Origin of the sequence: Faecalibacterium prausnitzii, from assembly GCF_003324185.1 — a bacterium.
In the GTDB taxonomy this organism is placed as follows: domain Bacteria; phylum Bacillota; class Clostridia; order Oscillospirales; family Ruminococcaceae; genus Faecalibacterium; species Faecalibacterium prausnitzii.
In genome coordinates this window covers 1-18961 of sequence record NZ_PXUP01000008.1, presented here as the reverse complement: position 1 = coordinate 18961, position 18961 = coordinate 1, and the positions used below count along the sequence as shown (strand labels likewise).

Genomic DNA, 18961 nt, shown 5'->3' with positions numbered 1-18961 from the left:
ATGATTCAGAAGCATTGCTTTGAATGCGGTACGGCATTGATTGAAAAAGAACTGGAAGAAGAGGGCATTGTGCCTTATTGCCCGAAATGCCAGCAATACCGGTTCCCGATGTACAATGTGGCAGTCAGCATGATTGTTGTGGATGAGGAAACCGGGAAAATTCTGCTCATCCAGCAGTACGGCAAGCCCTCTTATATTCTGGTGGCTGGATATGTGAACCGCGGTGAGGCAGAAGAACACGCCGTGGTGCGGGAGGTCCGGGAAGAAACCGGGTTGGAAGTAGAGCACCTCCGGTTCAACCGTACCAAGTTTTTTGAGCCGTCTAACACGCTGATGTGCAACTTTACGGCTTTCGTCAGAACCGCAAAGGCGCTGCATATCAACCACGAAGTGGACCGCTGCAAGTGGTTCACCCCACAGGAAGCCAGAGAAAACATCCGTCCCAACAGCCTTGCAGCGGAATTTTTGAATGCGTATCTGGACGAAGTGGGGAATAAGCCGATGGAGATGTGATTCGTGGCTGTGTCACGGGAATTTTGACGGAAAGTATGGAAAAAAGTTGGTTCGGCCTGTTTCGGTTGACTTTTTTATAAAGAATCGGTATATTGATACTATATAGTATCAATAAGTATCAACTGCGAGGTGGACAGAATGGATGGGGCACAGTTTGCCAAAATGCTTTCAGATAAGTATTTGTTTGAACTCAATCGGATGGAATACAAGTACTCGACTGTCAGCGTCGAAGAATTTGCCGAATTGCTGCGGCAAAACTTTGCGCAGCCTCTGCCGTTGACTGATTTTTCTGGAAATAAGCTGTTTTACCTGCCGAACCTCGCGCAAATTTCAACAAATGGTATACAGAAAACAGAATAGAATCATCTTCGATGTCTCGTTGGGAAACTAACGGGGTATTTTTTTGCCCAAATTCGGCTGTATAGAACACTGAAAAGTCAAAACGAACCGTAGGTAGTCCTGCAAGGACAACTAAAGTGCGCCTATGAGGCCGACGCGAAATCGGAGGATTCTTGTTAAACTTACTATACTATACCATTGCAAAAAAGAAGTGAGCACGATATAATATGGATAAGAAGGCAAAAGTCACCGCAATGGTGTGAAAATAGATTTTGGCTGTTTCCATAAGGAGTAGATCGAGAGGTGTTATCCTCAGTGGCTGAAAGCGCAGATGTGTGATGCTTGCAGCAAGCTATTTGTATAAGCCGAAAGGCCGCAGAAATGCGGCTTTTCCTAAATGCATGAAATTAGCCGAACCTAACTTGTAAATGTGCACGTGCTGGTTAGATGAAACTAACTATAAAAGGAGAGACAGCAATGCGAGAACACAAGAATTTCTGGGACAGAAATGCAGGTCTGTATGACTGCTTTATGCGAAAAGACAGGGCAGTATACGAGAAAATGTATGAGCTGATCCGTCCGGTCGTGAAAGACAAAACAGTGCTGGAGGTGGCTACCGGAACGGGACTGATCGCCAAGCACATCGTAAAAGCAGCGGCACACATCGAGGCGACGGATGCCTCTCCGGAAATGATTGCAGAGGCCAAACGGGGGAATTACTCTGCGAAGCTGCGTTTTTCCGTGCAGGATATGTTTTCTCTGCCATACGCGAGCAAATCATTCGATGTGGTAATCGTATCAAACGCACTGCACATTGTGCCTCAGCCAGAAAAATCACTGCGAGAGATCAAACGGGTGCTGAAGGATGACGGTGTGCTGATTGCGCCTACCTTTACGCACGCAGAAAACTCATTTCCCGGTAAGATCAAAGCCTTTTTCATGAATCTGGCAGGCTTTCCTCTCCACAGCAAGTGGACGAGTGAAGAATACCTAAAATTTCTGCAACAGAATGATTGGACAGTGCGAAAAAGTGTTGTTCTAAAGACCTCTTTTCCGCTGACCTATACGGAATGTGTGAAATCGGAGGTGTGATATGTCCTTCTTTGAAAACACCCGAAAGCCCGTAGGCCTTGGCGGGAAGATCATGGTTGCTATGATGAACTTTGGACACAGCGCAATGGCAGAATGGGGGCTGAGTTTTTTACAGACTGCCCCGGATGCCATGGTGCTGGACTGCGGCTGCGGCGGTGGAGCGAACATTAAAACGCTGTTGAAACTGTGCCCCAACGGCAAGGTGCAGGGCATCGACTACTCAGCCGTCAGCGTGGAAAAAGCGCGAAAAGTCAATGCCAGAGCCATTGCGGCAAGACGGTGTACCGTGCAACAGGCAAGTGTGGCAGAACTGCCGTTTAAAGCGGAGCAGTTTGATGTGGTGACCGCCTTTGAAACGGTCTATTTCTGGCCGGAACTTGCGCAGAATTTCAGAGAGATTTATCGGGTGCTGAAGCCCGGCGGAATCTTTTTCATCTGTAACAAAGCAAACGGCGAAACGACAAAAGACGACAAATGGACGCAGATCATCGATGGCATGACCATCTATACGGATACTGCACTGAAAAAGTATCTGGAAAAAGCAGGATTTTGTCAGATCCAAAGCCACAAAAATAAAAAGGGCTGGCTGTGCATCACAGCACAGAAATGAGGTGCGATCATGTCGAAAAAGGCAACGGAATTTCAAAGAAAAGCAATGAGCTGGATGTACCGAGGCAAGGAGATCTTCAAGCCTTTGAACACCGGCTGGATCGACGAGAATGTTGCCTGCGTGCGCGAATGGGTGGCGAACATCTTCTTCTACCGCAAAGGCGATACGACCATTATGGTCGATGCGGGATATAACTACGACCGCCTTGCCGAAAAAATGGGCTGGCTTGGGATTGATCCGAAGTCGATACACCATATCCTTATCACCCATCAGGACACCGACCATGTGGGTGCGGTGGAAGCAGACAGTCCGGGGCTGTTCCGGAATGCGAAGCTGTACATCGGCGAGATCGAGAACCGGTATCTCACCGGCGAGGTGCGGCGAAAAGTCATCTATCATCTCTATAAATTGCCGCAGGTCACGATCAACAACGAAAAGGTACTGCTGCACGATGGGCAGGTACTTGACATTGACGGCGTCAGGATCGAGTGTTTTCTGGTTCCCGGCCATACATGGGGACATATGGTCTACCTCATTGACGATAAATACCTTTTTACCGGCGACACGCTGTGGTTTGGCGCGGACGGCGGCTACAGCTTCATTTCCTCGCTGGCGGAGGACAATAAGCTGGCTGTGCAGTCACTGGCGGAGCTGGAGCGGAAACTGCGCGCACGTGGGCTGCATCCATATTTCATCACCGGTCACACGGGATGGACGGACAATTTTGCCTTTGCGTTTGCCCACAAAGACAAGAGCTGTTCACCATTCAAAAAACGAGTACACGACCCATCGGCGCCCTATGATGCCTACGACGAATCGGACGACACCGAAGAAAATGCAAAGAGCGGTTTTCTGAAAGGTGTGGGAAGATGAAGGACAGTGAATTACAAATTGACCGTAGCTGCCATGTGCTATATTCCAAACCCTGCAAAAAGGAAATTCTGGCGAAAATCACTCTGCACTATCCGGAGGTGGAGCGCGAGGTGGTCTGGGAGCAGGTGCAGCTGAGATACGCAGAGCTTCTTTCCAAGTGGCGCACCGACCTCGGCGGTAAAAAGAATTTTCACAACGGCGTAGGCGGCACCTACGACTGCATCGCCATTATGTGCTATTACGATGTGTGCCGGGATGTGACCACATTCCGTGAAATTGAAGAGATGGAGGAAAAACTGATTCTTCCAACTTTCCGCAAGCTGAAATTTGTGGACTGCAACAAACCGTTCTGGAGGAAGCTGATGTACAAGGCGTTTGTTCGTGCGAAAAGCGGCTGCGACAAATGGCACGATTACGAGATGTCGGTTGCGCCTTATGAAACCGACAAGCCTATTTATTATGAATTTACGGCGTGCCCGGTGGCGGAATTTGCCAAGCGGTTCGGATTTACGGACATTATGCCCGCCCTGTGCAATGTGGACTATGCGTCCATGGAACTGCTCCATGCCAAGCTGGTGCGGACGACCACCTGCGTGGACGGTTGCCGATGCGACTATACCATCTGCGGCGATAAGGATCCATACGTAAAGGAACATCCCGAATACCGGGATGAAAACGGATACAGGAGGAATAAGGAATGCTTTTACAGGTGATTCTGGAAGGTCTTGGGTTGGGAGTTCTGCTGGTTCTGATCTGCGCCGTGGGCATCCGCAAGGGGGCTGTTGGGATGGTGCATCTTTACCCCATGGGACAGCCGTTTGCAAGTATCCAGCCGGGGCTATATGCTGGGGTACAACGATTTGAAAGATCCTTCTGTCAGCGGCTTTTTCCGATTTCTCGCCAAGGTCGGGGACAACGGGATGAAAATGCAGATCGTGAAGATCGGATTTGGAGGCAAGCTATGAAAATTCTGGTATATGGTGCAGGCGTTCTGGGGTGCAATCTGGCAAGAAATCTGCTGCGCGCCGGAAAGGATGTCACTCTGCTTGCGCGGGGAAACTGGGCTGCGGAGATCAAGCAGAACGGCCTGCGGATCAAGGATAAGTTTTCACCCTGCACCTCGGTCAGCCGCATTCCGGTGGTGACTGAACTTGCACCGGATGCAATGTACGATGTGATCTTTGTGGTCCTGCGCTATACACAGCTGGATTCCGTTCTGGACACGCTGCGGGCGAACCGGACGAAGAACATCGTTTTTGTGGGGAACAATGTGCAGGCGAGGGCACTGGCGGCGGTACTGCCGGAAAAGAACGTCCTGTTTGCCTTTGCGCTTTCTGCCGGGCATCGGGAGGCTGACCGGGTGGTCTCCATCGACCTGAAAAAGATCACCATCGGGCAGCTGCCGGGTGCAACCTCCAATAAACAGTTGATCGGGCGCATCTTCCACGGCACAAAATATAAGGTTGTTTACGAGCCGAACATGGAGGACTATCTGCTCTGCCATGCCGCGTTTGTGATGCCTGCGGCCTTCGCCTGCTATAAGACAGACGGCGACCTGAAAAAGCTCAGGGGAGATACTGCATACCTGAACCGTCTGCTGGATGCAAACATCGAGGGATACCGCGCCATCAGAAATGCCGGGCACGCCATTCTGCCCAAGGAGGATGCGGACTTTGAAGGGGAAAAGTACCGCAAGACCTGCCTGCGCTTTTTCAAGCTGATGTGCGCCACCTCGCTGGGAAAACTCTGCGCCTCCGACCATGCCATGAACGCCATCGACGAAATGAGTGCGCTGAACCGGGATCTTAAGAAATTTTTCGATGCGAACGGCGCAGCCTACCCGGTATGGCAGGCACTGGAAGCGGAAGCCGGGAGGTATCTGCAATGAAGTATGCCGGAATGCCCATGGGAATGTGGGTGCTGTTTGCTGGCTCCTTTCAAAAGCAGCTGACCGCTGTGCTGGGCTATGATGCAGCCACCGCAAGAGCCATCACGAAAAAGGCAAAGCCACAATACCGGCAGATCATCCGCAGGCTGCCGGAGTTTGAAAAAGCGGACCGCTTCAAGATGAACATCGTCAACTGCGCAATGCTCGGCGCGTTCATTCTCTCCATGCCGCAACGCCCAGAGGTGGACAGGCTGACGGATTACTACGCAAGATCCATGATGACAAAGCCCATGCAGTGGTTCTGCCGCAAGAGCGGAAAAAGCAAGTTTACCGCAAAGGATATAGCCGCCATGAAAGCCACTGCCGCCCTGAAAGCCGCCGACCGCAACCCCTACTCGTGGAATATGGAGTTTTACGAATACCCGGATGGCAGCGGCTACGAGGGACGCTTTACAAAATGCGGCATCTGTGTGCTGATGAAAAAGCTGGGGCTATATGACCTGACCCCTGCTTTGTGCCGTCTGGACTACACCATGAGCGAAGCGGGCGGTGTGACAAATTTTGTGCGGCAGTATACCCTTGCCTCCGGCGGACCCTACTGCGACTGCGGGTACAAAAAGAAAGGGTAACGGACGATGAAGAGGAAGGAAACCTATCTTTCCCGTGACTTTCGGGAGACTGCGGCGCAACGCTTTCCCACGCAGGCAAAGCAGCTGAACGCCGCTTTTGATATGCGCCTGAATGCGCTGCTGGCTGAAAACGCGGGTGCAAGCAAGGAAAAGCAATACCACCTCAAACGGCAAATCTTGCCGGGCGTTGCGGCCTACGAGACCTTGCAGCGGGTCATGCCGAAAGAGGAGGCACTGCAAACCGTTCATGGCTATGTGGAGCGGCTGGCGAGAACAAGCCACAAACAGCTTGCCGCCCTGCTGCACATACCGGGGCTTTACCGCCTTGTTCCCGGCGTTTTTGTCAAATCCACCCGGAGCGTTTTCGGCCCGGCGGCGGGCTTTGTCCCAAAAGAACTGCAGACCGGTAACGGCGTCTGGCGTGTGGATATGATGAAGTGTCCCTATCACGACACCTGCGCAGAATACGGCTGCCCGGAGCTGTGCCGCTGCTTTTGCGACAGCGATGACATCAGCTATACCGGGCTGCATCCGAAGCTGATCTGGGAGAGAAGCATGACGCTGGGGCGCGGAAATGACCGCTGCGATTTTTGCATGAAGGTCAGATAATAGCGGGGAGGCAGATTGGTATGGAAATCAAACGATTCGGTACATGGTATTTCTGGCATACTTTCTTGTTTTGTATGAACCACAATGGAAGACGAAGGAAATGGGAGCATATGCCCGATTCGCACGCAGACTGAGAGGAGAAAAACAATGATCGTACTGCAACTGCTGCTTTATTGTCTGCTGTTTACCGCAATGGTAAAAATCGCTGTGATCGGTGGTGCTGTCAACGGACTGTACTTTTATCCCAAGGAGGTGCAGGATCGCGCCATCGAACTGGGACTGATCGACCGCAATACGATGAACCGGAAACGAAAATGCTTTATGATACCGTTCTTTATCGTGATGCTTGCTGCTCTTGTGCTGATCATCGGTTTGTGGAACGGGGCTTCCTCCTTTGGTGAGGCCTATTGGCAGGCGCTGCTGTTTCTTGAGGTTATGAATATCTATGACGGCGTTGTAATCGACAAGCTATGGGTCGGGCACAGCCAGTTTTGGGTGCTGCCAGGGCTTGAAGATGCGCCGTTCGTGCAGACCTAGAGGCAGGTGCTGAAAAAGCGAAGCATACTGGCGCTGATCTGGGTTGCGGGAGCGGCAATTGTCGGCGGTATTGTCCATTTGATTTTCTAAGAAGTTGGAAATTGCCCAAATGAAAAGCAGAATCATGAACTGCAATCGGAGGCAAAAAAGATGAAGACGGAGAAACCGAAAAAGCTGATTCGCTGGTGCATCATCGCCCACCGGATGCGCACTGTTTCCAGTGCAGATAAGATTGTGGTGCTCAAAGATGGAGTAGTAGCAGAACAGGGATCGCCTGCACAGTTGCTGCATACGATGAAACCACCATCATTGAAGATCTGTATTTGAAAAAAGTTGTCTAGGAATTGACATTGTGCAGAGTTCATGGTCACGCATGCCGCCATAGCAGTCATATTGAAAGACATCCCGCCTGAAAGTGAAAGCTTTACTTTCAGGCGGGACTTTTTGTTTTTTATTGTAAAGGCTGGTTCCTGTTCTTTAAGGAGATGGCTACACATTAAAGAACTTTGGCCCCATTGGCCGTCAACTTGAAGGTTGCTCCCAGCATATCGGCAGCCCCGCGGCACATCAGCATCCGCTGCAGGAAAATCTCAAAATATTCGTACATGCTGCAAATGTCGGTGTCGATCTGCAGATTCAGCGAGATGACCTTTTTCTCGGTGTTGATTTTCAGAGTTTGGTCTGTCACCGCGTAATTGACCCGGTCATGGATATCAAAGGTTGCCTTCGGTTTTTCCCGCACGCGGCTGCGGCGCACATCGGTCTTATCACCGATGATGAGGGCTGCCGAGATGGGGTCCACAGCTCCGCCGGTAGATTCATCGTGATTGGAAATGGCAGACACGATGGTGATGCGGTCCGGAATGCTTAGGTCATATTGTTTGAGAATCTCATTGGCCAGCAGCCCACCGTATTCGGCGTGGCGGTTCCGGTTGATGGCATTTCCGATGTCGTGCATATAGCCTGCGATCCGGGCTAGCTCGATGTCATGTTCCGAATAACCGAATTTTTTCAGGATCTGCGCAGCGGTTTCTGCTACCCGGACGCAATGAGCCTGCGAGTGGTCGGTATAGCCCAGCAGGCCCAGATTCTGGTTGCCCTTTTTCAGCAGTTCGTTGACTTCTTCGTTGTGTTTGATATCTTTATATGTCATTTTTTAGTTCCTCGATTCTCTTGTGAAAAGAAAGTATTTATGATTGTAAGATAATTTCAAGGCGGTTGCAATCAAATTGCGGTAAAACCCATGCAATTTTCCGGCGATGCGCATTTCCTTCGTCAGCTACAGCAGATCCAGCTGGGCGGGCCATGGCTGCTGCTGGTGCCGCCGCATTTTGCGGACTGTGTGCAGCCGGATGCTTTCCCCAGCCGGGAAAAAGGCGTTGTCTTTCTCAGCGGACCGTAGCTGGCAGGAAAAGCCGGGCAGCGCGCCCGCGAAATGGTAGCGCACGGAGCGTGCGGCATCATGACAGGCACCCCGGATGCGGGCAGCCTGAGCGCGGAAATGCTGGACAATGGCTTTTTGAATTTATAACAGTCGTGTCGAAAGACATCCCGTCTGAGGGCAAAGCGAAGGTTTTGCTTTTCAGGCGGGATTTTTTTGCTTTTTGGGACTGTTGTATACAATATATGGACTAAGAGGGTGGGTGACTTGGACTACGAGTCCATAAACTTTTGCTCGAAAGTACGATACACTATTGTCACGGCAGCGGCCCACCTCCGAAAGGGAGCGGGAGCCGCAGCCGGGCGGACCTTGAAAATTGAATATGCAGCTTCAGGTATTTCCAGATAATGATACTTCCGTAATTCGCGGCCCGGTCATAAAGAAGACGGGGTGGCCGAGAGGCCAATGGAGTGGTGCAAATCCAACGCCTGATTGTTTCCCTTTCTCAGGGGTGCCGGGGGCAAATTAAGAGAAACCATACAAAACCTTTTCCAAACGCCGTTCGAGGGTAACCACGGACGGCGTTTTTATATATCAGCGAAAAGGAGTACGCAAATGAACCGCAAGACCACAAAAAAGGTGGATGAATCCACCCTGACAACTTTGTGCGCCGTCTGCCGAGGGGCATTTTTGGACGCAAAGGGCGTCCGGCTTCGCAGAGCCGACCCCAGGCAGCTCGTCAAGGATGTCTGCACGTATTGCCAGACACGATATGGGTTTGACTACTACGTTCAGCCCATTGTCCGTAAATCGAAAATGACCGGAAAGGAGAACCGACGTGAAACTGAGCCAGCTTAAAATTGACCCGGAGTTCCAAAGCAAAATTCCGCCGCTGCAGTTTGAGGAAGAACAGCAGCTTGAGCAGAACATCATTGCCGAGGGTCGTCTTCTGAATCCCATCATCACATGGAATGGCTACATTCTGGATGGGCAGAACACGGTAGAAGCACGTCGAACCTGTAACGGTGGCAAGGATGTGACGATTCGCTGCAAAGTCTTCTATGGCCTTACCAAAGAAGACGAAGCAACGCTGTTTGCGATTCAGACGGGCAATGCTACCTGCCTGACGGCGGGCGAACGCCTTCGTGCAAATCTGGTGGCCGAAAACCCGGATGCACTTTACTTTGTGGGGATCACGTCGAATGCCGGTGTGGAATTTGCCTATGACGGCATCCGGGCACCTTGGAAAATCTACTGCATCGAAACGGCATACGAACTGTACAAGCAGTATGGCTGTGAGCGTTACGTCGAGATGCTTCACATCATCAACGAGGCGTGGAAGGGCAATGTGGATTCCTACCTTGCCGGTGTAATCCGTGGTGTGGCCCGCTTCATCTCCGTATACGAGGGCGAGTACAGCCGGGAGCGGCTGGTGCAGCAGCTGGCAAGGACACACCCGAAAACCATCACGCAGCTGGCTCAGAAAGACACCGGCAGTTCTGCAAACCGCCACATGCGGCAGATTCTTCGCATCTATAACGGTGCCAGCCGTGAGATGAGTCTGCCGCTGAAAAACTGACAATTTCGTTTTACCTCCTGAACAACAGCCGTCGTGGCATCCGTCTGCGGCGGCTGTTTCTTACATAAAAAGGAGGTTGATTTTTATGTTACCGAACAATTGGAGATATCTCAGAGGGGACATCTACTATGCAGACATGGAGCCGCATATCGGCTCGGAACAGGGCGGGAAACGCCCTGTGGTAGTTCTGCAGAACAACATTGGAAACCGTCATTCGCCTACATTGATCGTTGCAACTGTTACCACCCGGACGGAAAAGAAGAAAAACCAGCCCACCCATGTGCTGGTGGATTCCAACCCGGCCTTTGAAGAACCGTCCATGATTCTTCTGGAGCAGATCTTCACGATCGATAAATCCCGCATTGAACGCTTTATGGGCTATGCCAGCAAGGCTGAAATGCTCCGCATTGATATGGCTTTGCTGGTCAGTCTGGCTCTGAACGTTCTGAGCGGAAACCGCAGCGAATAGCGGACAACCAGTAACCCGTAAAAATGAGGTGATAGCGATGTAATCGGAGGTGAGTGAGCCATGTGAAAGAGTGCCCCCATTGAAGTGGTGGTACATTACCCCAAAACGAAAGAGGGATGGGACGAACTCGGAAAACGGGTCGCAACCGCCCACGCCAACTATGTGATCGAAAAAATCGACCGTCTGAACTGCCCCACATGGCAGAAGCTCGAATTGCTGCAGGCGGTGATCGATACTACCAAAGGAACCTACAAACCCAAAGAACACCAAAAGCCCGGCTGGCAGCCGAGCCGATAAACAAAGCCCCACGCTCAACATATGTTTTTCTGCTCTGACCAGAGACGGTCAGATTCAGAGGCAGCGTTGAGCGTGGGGCTTTTTGTGTTACATAAGTTTTTGGAATTTTGCTGACAAAATAAAATCATTTTTTTGCTGAAAGAGCGTATCGAAACCGTCCTGATGGAGCAGCAGAAAAAGCTTTTTGAAAAGTAAAAGCTCTTGCGTCCCGTGAAAAAAGAAGGTAATATAAATACAGAGCAAGACACAGAACGCAGGGAGGGATGAAAACCATGTTTTACGAGATCATGCACCGGGAAAGCTGTGTGGCACAACTCAGCACGACAGGGGAATGCAGGGTCTGCCTCGAGGATTTCATGCCCTATGATCTGGTTCTGGTGGAATCGGATGATTTTGACGAGCGCATCAATAATGTAACGAACTTTTACTATTGGTGCGCCTCCCGGATGTTGACGTTGGATCGCACCTACGCCAAGGAAATCCTGAACAGTATCGGTGCATCTCAGAGTGTTACGGACAGGGAACGAGCACAGATTGCATTATCCTACCATTGTCTGTCTTTGCTGGATGTGTTCTGGGTGAAAGAAGAAAACGAGAAGATTCGATTCGAGGATATCAACCTTTTTGCACACTCCTTAAGCAATGCGCTTGTGGATATTGCGCTGCGGGGGCACCAAATGACGGTGATAAACGCCCATCTTCTGGCAAATGACCTGTCTACGGGCGGCTTGTACCCCAAGGCGTGGGTGCGAAAAGAGGATGGCTTCTATCTTTACAAGGATGGTGGCAGGGATGCGGTGGAACGTGAAGTGCTGGCAAGCAAAATCTGCCGGTGCTTTGACTGCCATCAGGTACTGTATGAGCAGGGAATGTTTGAAAATGAGCTGGTTTCTATCAGCAAAATCATGACATCTCAGCGATATAGTCTTGTGACCTATGCAGCCTATGACGTCTACTGCACGAACCGTGATTGGAATACGCTGGATAAGATCTTAGAGCTGGATGCTCCCGGCTACTATATGATGAACATTCTGGATTATCTGGTGGGCAATACCGACCGTCATTGGGAAAATTGGGGTCTGCTGGTAGACAACGAAACCAATCAGCCCATCCGTCTGCATGACCTGATGGACTTCAACCGGGCGTTTCAGCAGTACGACACGCCAGAAGGCGCAAACTGTCTGACCGTGGGAAAACGCCATCTGAGCCAAAAAGATGCTGCAGTGGAAGCGGTGCGGAACATCGGACTGAACCAAGTCCGTCAGGTGGAGCACACCGTATTCTCCGAGCATCCGGCATGGAAAGCAACGTTTGAAGAACGACTGCGTGTTTTACGGAACGCCATGTAAGTCAGAGCGAATATCAGAATAATTGAAACAGAATGATTCCATAACGAAAGCCCGTCTGCGCTGCCACATATCGTGGCTTGCAGACAGGCTTTTTCGTTTGACCGGAGAAAAATTACCATACCTCACATGCGAAGCATAGATGGAAAATCGGAACCAAGGTTTTCCACCAGATGGCAAAAGCACTTCTGACGGATGGTCTTTTGTCCATTTTCCCAGCAGCGGATGCTTGTCCGACTGACCTTTGCATGGTCGGCAAGCTGCTGGCGATTCCAGCCTTTTGCCTCCCGGTATCTGCGGAGGAAGGCTCCGCCGCCCCGGTGCAGAAACAGGGTGTAGTCGTCCAGAATATCCTCCACCGGGATACCGTAAAGGGCGGCGAGCTTGTCCGCAAGTTCCGGCGTAAAGCTGCGGTGAAATATGCCGCTTTCCAGATCCTGATAGAGCCATTCCTCCATGCCCACCATGGCAGCAACCTCTTTTTGCAGCAGGTCAAGACCATAGCGGCACCAACGCAGACGGTCCCATGGGTTCGGGATGTCGGCGTAAGAATGGTACATACGGTAGAACGCCTGCGCCTCTACGGTAGTGCGGGGGCCTGCCAAACTTACCTGCAAGATGTATAGAGGGGGTAGACCACAACCCTCACATGACACCCTCTGAAGCAGAAAAAAGGAACCGTTCTCTCGGCTCCAAAAAATCCATTTTGACGTAGATGCGTCATTGCGTGAAAGAGGTGGATTCTCTTTTCCATCCCAAAGTGCGCTGGGGAGAGGATAGCATTTTCAATGCAGCGGCTTGCATAAGTGGAAAACCGCGCCTTGCGTGTGGCATCAAAGGTATCTACCGCTTTCATCAGCCCGATGGTGCCGATGGAAACAAGATCCTCTTGATCACCCGGCAGGGCGTAATATTTTTTTACGATGTGCGCCACCAGCCGCAGATTGTGGCGGATCAGCTTTTCCCGGGCGGCGGCATCTCCGGCGTGCAGGGCGCTGAAAGCGGCGGCCTCTTCCCGGGCTGTGAGCGGACGCGGAAAGCAGCCGCTTTCCAGATGGAGCGCCAGAAACAGAAATTTTGTGGCGAAAAATTGTAGTAAGGTCAGCAGCACACGATATCCCTCCCGGTACATAGTTGTTAGATTGTATGAGCCGGGGCGCGGATAGTTGCCGGAGAAGCCTTTTGTGTGCAGCAGCTTTTCTGCAGGGGAAAAGCGTGGTATACTGAAGGGGATAACTTGTAATTTGTGGAGGGGAGCCTGATGAAAGAAAAGACTTGTCAAACTCGGTGCGGAACGATTCGGTATTGGGTAAGTGTGTCAAACCCGGATACAATTACTCTTGTTTTTCTGCCGGGGTTGACTGCGGATCATAGATTGTTTGATAAGCAGATTCAGTATTTCGAGAACAGGTATAATGTTATCGTCTGGGATGCACCGGCACACGGCTCCTCATGGCCGTTTCGGTTTGATTTTGATCTGTTCGATAAGGCAAAATGGCTGAACGATATCTTAAACCAAGAAGGAATCACAAAGCCTGTCATTGTCGGGCAGTCCATGGGTGGATATGTGGGACAGGCTTATGCACAGCTTTACCCAGACAAAATGACGGGTTTTGTCTCCATTGACTCTGCACCGCTGCAACGAAGCTATGTGACGGCAGTTGAAATTTGGCTTTTGAAACGGATGGAACCGGTATATGCTCACTATCCGTGGAAATGGCTCCTGAAATCGGGGTCGGAAGGCGTTGCTACGTCTGATTACGGTAGAAATCTCATGCGTGAAATGATGCTGACTTATGACGGAAACCAGAAACGCTATGCACAAATTGCCGGACATGGTTTTCGTATTTTGGCAGCGGCCATAGAAAAGAATCTGCCGTATGAGATCAAATGTCCGGCGTTGCTGATATGCGGCACGCAAGATCACGCAGGTTCGTGTATACGGTACAACAAAGCATGGCATCGCAATACGAAAATCCCATTGACGTGGATCGAAGGAGCAGGGCATAATTCCAATACAGACAAACCCGAACAGGTGAATCGGCTGATAGATGAATTTGCTGCAAATATTTTATAACAGGAAACTTAGCAATTCAACTTTTTAATACAGCAGCAACAGCGTTGAATTGCGTATCGCAAATATGCTGTTTGAATGTTGCACTAATTTCTTGACTTGTGATTAGAAAAGCTCACCGCAAAACACACTTCGGGAGGTGCGAGGAATGAACTTCTGGAAAAAGCTGTTTGCCGGCATGGGCTTTGTGTGCGGCTTTCTGGTCTTTGAAACCATGTCGCTGGCGTACCACAACTCCGGCCGCCGTCATAAAAACCGCAAGGGGCGCTGTCGGCGCAACAGTTTTTGGGACACGCTTACCCGGTACATGATCTTTGCGTGGATCTACGATGGTGTGAAGAAAAGCCGGGAACAGGTGGGCAAGCGGTACTACCGCCGCACCGGGAACGAGTTCCGACCGTCCTACGATTCCGGCACAAGAAGCAATCCCTCTGAATCTGCAAAAGCTGCCCCGAAAGCCGCAGATGCAGCGCAGCCCAAAAAGCAGCGGTCGCCTCCGTCTGCACCGAAAACGGCGGCAAAGACCGCATCGGCATCCACGGCAGATAGGCTGAAAGTCCCTGCTGCGGAGGCAAAGCCGCCCCGTGAAACAACGGTGAAACCTGCCTCTGCGGCAGAAAAGTCCTTGCCGGACGCTGTGCCGGATACCGAAAACCTATCTGCCCCGGAGCCAAAAACACCGCAGGAGGTGGAGGCGGAGCATCAGCAGATGCTTGCACGGCTGCGCACCGAGCTGCAGGAGCAGGTCTGCGCCATTCATGCAGACGTGACCCTGCAGCCCGACAGGGAGCAAGGGAGCGAGGCGGCAGAGCAGCAGCTGCACATTCTGCTGTACCAGACCGATGTGCCGGAGGCGGAGCTGGACGCCGCCCTGTCTGACCTGCGTACCCAGCGCAGGCGGGAAAAAGCCCAGTATCAGGGCGCACCCTTTGCGGATGTGTTTCAGGTAGAGCTGATTTTATCGGAGGAGGACAGCGACCGGGCTTGCATCGTGGATGTGGGGGACACCGGCATGAGCTATGTGATCCCGTGGAGCAGCATCCCACAGGAACTCCAACAGCCGCTGCGCCGCTATGTGGCACAGGCAGACGGAAAGCTCTGCGGCTATTGCAAAGAGGACCTCTGCAATACCGAAAACGGACGAATGATCGTGGAGCTGTATCTGGGTAAACAGGAACATCACGTTTCAAGGATCTTGTATTGAAATAGCTGCACAACCGCAGCGATTGGGTTGAAAATAAGGCTGAAGCCCCAATTGCTCCAGCCAATGTCAGAGTTCCTTAATTGTTCATCAAAAATACGTTGGTACGTTTTACACTGTGACGATTCAAAAAACAGAGGAGAAATGTTTTACTATGATCTACAAAAAGCGATACGGACAACCGTTTGATACCGAAAGTGTAGTGGGTTCTTTTTTGCCCATGATGGAAACGATACCCTATCTGACCAAGGAGCCGGATGGTTTCTCCTATGCCATGGAGCCGCAGGATGTCCTGTATGGTCTTGGCGAGAACGTCCGTGGTATCAACAAGCGCGGGTGGGTGTACGAAAGCAAATGCTCCGATGACGGCAACCATACCGAGGGCAAATCCTCGCTGTACGGTGCTTATAATTTTATGATCGTGTCCGGCAAGGATACATTTGGCTTTTTTATCGACTACCCGGGCAAGGTCACCTTTGACTGCGGCTACACCGACCTAGATACCTTACGCATCACGGTGGCCGAGGAAAATTACGATCTCTACATCATTGAGGGCGAAAGCCTGACCGATATTGTGCACCAGTTCCGCCAGTTGGTGGGGCGCAGTTATATTCCGCCCAAATGGGCTTTTGGCAACGCTCAGAGCCGCTGGAGCTACATGAACGAGGACGAGGTCCGCGAGGTGGTGGCAAATTACCGTGCCAATAATATGCCGCTGGACGCTGTGGTTTTGGATATTGATTACATGGAGCATTACAAGGACTTTACGGTGGATGCGCAGCGTTTCCCGCATTTTGCAGACTTTGCCGCCGAGATGAAAGCGCAGGGCATCCGTCTTGTCCCCATCATCGATGCAGGAGTCAAAATCGAAGAGGGATATGATGTGTACGAGGAGGGCGTGAAAAACGGCTACTTCTGCACGAATCAGGATGGCACCCCCTTTGTAGCCGGTGTGTGGCCGGGACGGGTACACTTCCCCGATATGCTCAACCCGGAAGCCCGTGCTTGGTTTGGCAGTCAATATAAAGTTCTGCTGGATCAGGGGATCGAGGGCTTCTGGAATGATATGAACGAGCCTGCTATCTTCTACGCAGAGGAAAGACTGAAAAAGACCTTTGCTAAAATTGGGGAATACGACAAGCAAAACCTGGATATTTCCAGCTTTGCTGCTTTTACCGGCATGGTGGCAGAGCTTTCCAACAACGAAAACGATTATAAGACGTTCTACCATAACACCAAGCAGGGGCGTATGCGGCACGACAAGGTACATAATCTTTTTGGTTATAACATGACCCGCGCTGCAGGCGAGGCTTTTGAGCGGCTGGAGCCGGACAAGCGCATTTTGATATACTCCCGTTCTGCCTGCATCGGGATGCACCGGTATGGCGGCATCTGGACTGGCGACAACCATTCTTGGTGGAGCCACATTCTGCTTGCGCTGCGCATGATGCCCTCCCTGAATATGTGCGGCTTCCTGTACGAAGGCCCTGACATTGGCGGCTTTGGCAGCAATACCACGGAGGATCTGGTGCTGCGCTGGTACGGCTTGGGCATCTTCTCTCCGCTGCTGCGGAACCACTCTGCCAAGGACACCCGCCGGCAGGAGCCCTACCGCTTTAAAAACAAGGCTGCCTTTGCCGGTATTTTACAGCTGCGCTACCTGCTGCTGCCCTACATTTACAGCGAGTACATGAAGGCTGCCCTGCACGACGGCATGTACTGTATGCCGTTGGCGTTCGCCTTCCCGGAGGATGACTTTGCCCGCCAGGTAGAGGATGAGGTGATGATCGGTGAAAGCCTGTTGATCGCCCCGGTATATGAGCAAAATGCCCGAGGTCGTTATGTTTATCTGCCGGAGGAGATGCTGCAGGTGCGGGTAAAGTACAGCGAAAGCAACCGCATCGAAACCAGTGTGCTGCCAGCAGGCCATCATTACATTCCGGTGGAGCTGGATGAAGTGGTGTTCTTTATGCGCAAGGGACACCTTCTGCCCCTTGCCAAGGACGGCAAAAAGATCCAGAGCGTTGCCGATGTGGATTTTGCAGATCTGCGCCTGCTTGCCTATGCTCCCGATGGTGCATCCTATGAATACTATACCGATGACGGCGAGACAAAGGATTATGATAAGCCGGAACATTTTGTGCATATCACGCTGGATGCGGATGGAAACGCAAAGAGTGATCGTGCTACGGTCAAAGTAGAAGGATAATCGTCAGTCATTACGCAGTTCCTACAGAGTGGCAGCGTTTCAGCTTGAAATGCTGCCACTCTTTTTTGTTGTCTGTATCACAGATAAAATAGCGTTCCATCTTGAAAACAGCGTAAAGATTTATTATAATAAGATAAATAGTTGTGACTTTTACAAAGGAGGGCTGAATCATGGCAGCGCAGCGCACCTATCTGGCAATCGACCTGAAAAGTTTCTATGCCTCGGTGGAGTGCGTAGACCGCCATCTGGACCCTCTGACCACGAATCTGGTGGTGGCAGACGCCTCCCGCACCGAAAAGACCATCTGCCTTGCGGTGTCGCCCTCCCTGAAAGCCTACAAGATACCCGGCAGAGCACGGCTGTTTGAAGCCGTTCAGCGGGTGAAAGAGGTCAACGCCCAGCGGCTGCAGACCGCTATCCGGCAGAAAAAGGCAGTCCGGGGAGAGGATGGAAAATACCACTTTGCCAGCACCTCTTTCGATGCCAATGCCCTGAATGCAGACCCTGCACTGGGGTTGAGTTACATTGTTGCGCCGCCCCGGATGCAGCGGTATCTGGATGTGTCCACCCAAATCTACAAGACCTACCTCAAATATGTGTCCCCGGCGGATATCTACCCCTACTCCATTGACGAGGTTTTCATTGATGTGACGGGATATCTGCCCTATTATCACATGAGCGCCCATGAGCTTGCCATGACCATGGTGCGGGAGGTGCTGTACAACACCGGCATCACCGCAACGGCAGGCATCGGCACCAACCTCTACCTTGCAAAGCTGGCCATGGACATTGTGGCAAAGCACATCCCGGCAGACAAAGATGGTGTCCGCATTGCGAAGTTGGACGAGCAGTCCTACCGGTATCTGCTGTGGAACCATCGCCCGCTGACGGATTTCTGGATGACCGGTCCCGGCACCGTCAAGCGACTGGAAGCCCACGGCATCTACACCATGGGGGACTTGGCACGGTTTTCCATCCACGGAGAAGATCGACTGTATGAAATTTTTGGCGTGGATGCGGAAATTCTCATTGACCACGCATGGGGTTACGAGCCCTGCGGTATGGCCGAGATCAAAAGCTACAAGCCCAGCACCAACAGCATCAGTGAGGGACAGGTGCTGACCTGCCCTTACCCCAACGATAAAGCAAAGCTCATCGTCCGGGAGATGGCGGAAATTCTGATGTTCCGGCTCACCGAAAAGAAGCTGGTGACGGAGTCCATCACCTTGGAAATCGGATACGACCGGGAGAACGTGGACAAGGGCGGCTACCGTGGTCTGACCCAGACCGACCGCTACGGCAGAGTCATCCCCAA

The 18961-nt window shown here is 51.6% G+C and carries 22 protein-coding genes and 1 pseudogene; 20 read left to right on the top strand and 3 right to left on the bottom strand.

What is annotated here, in order from left to right; translation table 11 throughout:
* From C7J97_RS06640 to C7J97_RS14990, 12 genes and pseudogenes are all read left to right on the top strand, one after another.
* Positions 1-513 (top strand): NAD(+) diphosphatase, encoded by a 513-nt coding sequence (locus C7J97_RS06640; RefSeq protein WP_005922551.1) that lies wholly within the window; start codon positions 1-3, stop codon positions 511-513.
* Between the two features lie 138 nt (positions 514-651).
* Positions 652-873 carry a hypothetical protein gene (locus C7J97_RS06635; protein WP_113992372.1) on the top strand — a complete coding sequence of 74 codons (222 nt, stop codon included), beginning with the start codon at positions 652-654 and terminating at the stop codon, positions 871-873.
* 456 nt (positions 874-1329) lie between these two features.
* On the top strand, positions 1330-1944 hold the full coding sequence (locus C7J97_RS06630) for a class I SAM-dependent methyltransferase (protein WP_015536943.1): 615 nt from the start codon (positions 1330-1332) through the stop codon (positions 1942-1944).
* Between the two features lies 1 nt (position 1945).
* Positions 1946-2554: a class I SAM-dependent methyltransferase gene (locus tag C7J97_RS06625; RefSeq protein ID WP_113992371.1), complete on the top strand. Its 609-nt coding sequence runs from the start codon at positions 1946-1948 to the stop codon at positions 2552-2554.
* A 9-nt stretch (positions 2555-2563) separates the two neighbouring features.
* On the top strand, positions 2564-3427 hold the full coding sequence (locus tag C7J97_RS06620) for an MBL fold metallo-hydrolase (protein ID WP_097785021.1): 864 nt from the start codon (positions 2564-2566) through the stop codon (positions 3425-3427).
* A complete protein-coding gene (locus tag C7J97_RS06615; RefSeq protein ID WP_113992370.1) occupies positions 3424-4140 on the top strand; it encodes an L-2-amino-thiazoline-4-carboxylic acid hydrolase in 717 nt (238 codons plus the stop codon). Before C7J97_RS06620 ends, C7J97_RS06615 begins: the two co-directional genes overlap by 4 nt.
* 87 nt (positions 4141-4227) lie before the next feature.
* A pseudogene (locus C7J97_RS15360) lies at positions 4228-4392 on the top strand (class I SAM-dependent methyltransferase); the annotation flags it as partial.
* Positions 4389-5315, top strand: a complete 927-nt coding sequence (locus C7J97_RS06605; RefSeq protein WP_113992369.1) for a ketopantoate reductase family protein — start codon at positions 4389-4391, stop codon at positions 5313-5315. The pseudogene C7J97_RS15360 and the gene C7J97_RS06605, both read left to right, overlap by 4 nt.
* Entirely contained in the window at positions 5312-5944 is a 633-nt protein-coding gene (locus tag C7J97_RS06600) for an L-2-amino-thiazoline-4-carboxylic acid hydrolase (RefSeq protein ID WP_113992368.1), read from the top strand. Before C7J97_RS06605 ends, C7J97_RS06600 begins: the two co-directional genes overlap by 4 nt.
* A 6-nt stretch (positions 5945-5950) precedes the next feature.
* Entirely contained in the window at positions 5951-6553 is a 603-nt protein-coding gene (locus C7J97_RS06595; RefSeq protein ID WP_113992367.1) for an L-2-amino-thiazoline-4-carboxylic acid hydrolase, read from the top strand.
* Positions 6554-6700: 147 nt separating this feature from the next.
* Positions 6701-7090 carry a hypothetical protein gene (locus tag C7J97_RS06590; protein ID WP_242983456.1) on the top strand — a complete coding sequence of 130 codons (390 nt, stop codon included), beginning with the start codon at positions 6701-6703 and terminating at the stop codon, positions 7088-7090.
* Positions 7091-7240: 150 nt separating this feature from the next.
* Positions 7241-7417, top strand: a complete 177-nt coding sequence (locus tag C7J97_RS14990) for a hypothetical protein (RefSeq protein ID WP_170126645.1) — start codon at positions 7241-7243, stop codon at positions 7415-7417.
* Between the two features lie 169 nt (positions 7418-7586).
* Here C7J97_RS14990 and C7J97_RS06585 read toward each other — a convergent pair whose 3' ends face one another.
* Entirely contained in the window at positions 7587-8243 is a 657-nt protein-coding gene (locus tag C7J97_RS06585) for an HD domain-containing protein (protein ID WP_113992366.1), read from the bottom strand.
* 1066 nt (positions 8244-9309) lie between these two features.
* Here C7J97_RS06585 and C7J97_RS06575 point away from each other — a divergent pair.
* The 4 genes from C7J97_RS06575 (at position 9310) to C7J97_RS06560 (ending at position 12165) form a co-directional block, all read left to right on the top strand.
* Positions 9310-10050 (top strand): DUF6551 family protein, encoded by a 741-nt coding sequence (locus tag C7J97_RS06575; RefSeq protein ID WP_113992364.1) that lies wholly within the window; start codon positions 9310-9312, stop codon positions 10048-10050.
* Between the two features lie 85 nt (positions 10051-10135).
* The gene (locus C7J97_RS06570) at positions 10136-10519 is read left to right on the top strand and encodes a type II toxin-antitoxin system PemK/MazF family toxin (protein WP_097785024.1); all 384 of its coding nucleotides are present in this window, start codon (positions 10136-10138) and stop codon (positions 10517-10519) included.
* Positions 10520-10603: 84 nt separating this feature from the next.
* A complete protein-coding gene (locus C7J97_RS06565; protein WP_242983455.1) occupies positions 10604-10816 on the top strand; it encodes a hypothetical protein in 213 nt (70 codons plus the stop codon).
* Positions 10817-11079: 263 nt separating this feature from the next.
* Positions 11080-12165 carry a HipA domain-containing protein gene (locus C7J97_RS06560; protein ID WP_113992363.1) on the top strand — a complete coding sequence of 362 codons (1086 nt, stop codon included), beginning with the start codon at positions 11080-11082 and terminating at the stop codon, positions 12163-12165.
* Positions 12166-12287: 122 nt separating this feature from the next.
* Here the strand turns inward: C7J97_RS06560 and C7J97_RS06555 are convergent, their stop codons facing one another.
* Positions 12288-12767, bottom strand: a complete 480-nt coding sequence (locus tag C7J97_RS06555; RefSeq protein WP_242983454.1) for a helix-turn-helix domain-containing protein — start codon at positions 12765-12767, stop codon at positions 12288-12290.
* A gap of 2 nt (positions 12768-12769) precedes the next feature.
* Positions 12770-13273, bottom strand: coding sequence for a sigma-70 family RNA polymerase sigma factor (locus C7J97_RS06550; RefSeq protein WP_242983453.1), 504 nt, complete (start codon positions 13271-13273; stop codon positions 12770-12772).
* A gap of 150 nt (positions 13274-13423) precedes the next feature.
* Between C7J97_RS06550 and C7J97_RS06545 the strand changes: the two genes are divergently transcribed.
* From C7J97_RS06545 to C7J97_RS06525, 4 genes are all read left to right on the top strand, one after another.
* Complete coding sequence (locus tag C7J97_RS06545) at positions 13424-14239, top strand: alpha/beta fold hydrolase (protein WP_113992360.1); 816 nt, start codon at positions 13424-13426, stop codon at positions 14237-14239.
* A gap of 145 nt (positions 14240-14384) precedes the next feature.
* Positions 14385-15440 carry a hypothetical protein gene (locus C7J97_RS06540; RefSeq protein WP_113992359.1) on the top strand — a complete coding sequence of 352 codons (1056 nt, stop codon included), beginning with the start codon at positions 14385-14387 and terminating at the stop codon, positions 15438-15440.
* Between the two features lie 151 nt (positions 15441-15591).
* Positions 15592-17646 (top strand): TIM-barrel domain-containing protein, encoded by a 2055-nt coding sequence (locus tag C7J97_RS06535; RefSeq protein WP_113992358.1) that lies wholly within the window; start codon positions 15592-15594, stop codon positions 17644-17646.
* 170 nt (positions 17647-17816) lie between these two features.
* Positions 17817-18961 (top strand): Y-family DNA polymerase (locus C7J97_RS06525; RefSeq protein ID WP_113992356.1); only part of this gene is annotated, 1145 nt, incomplete at its 3' end.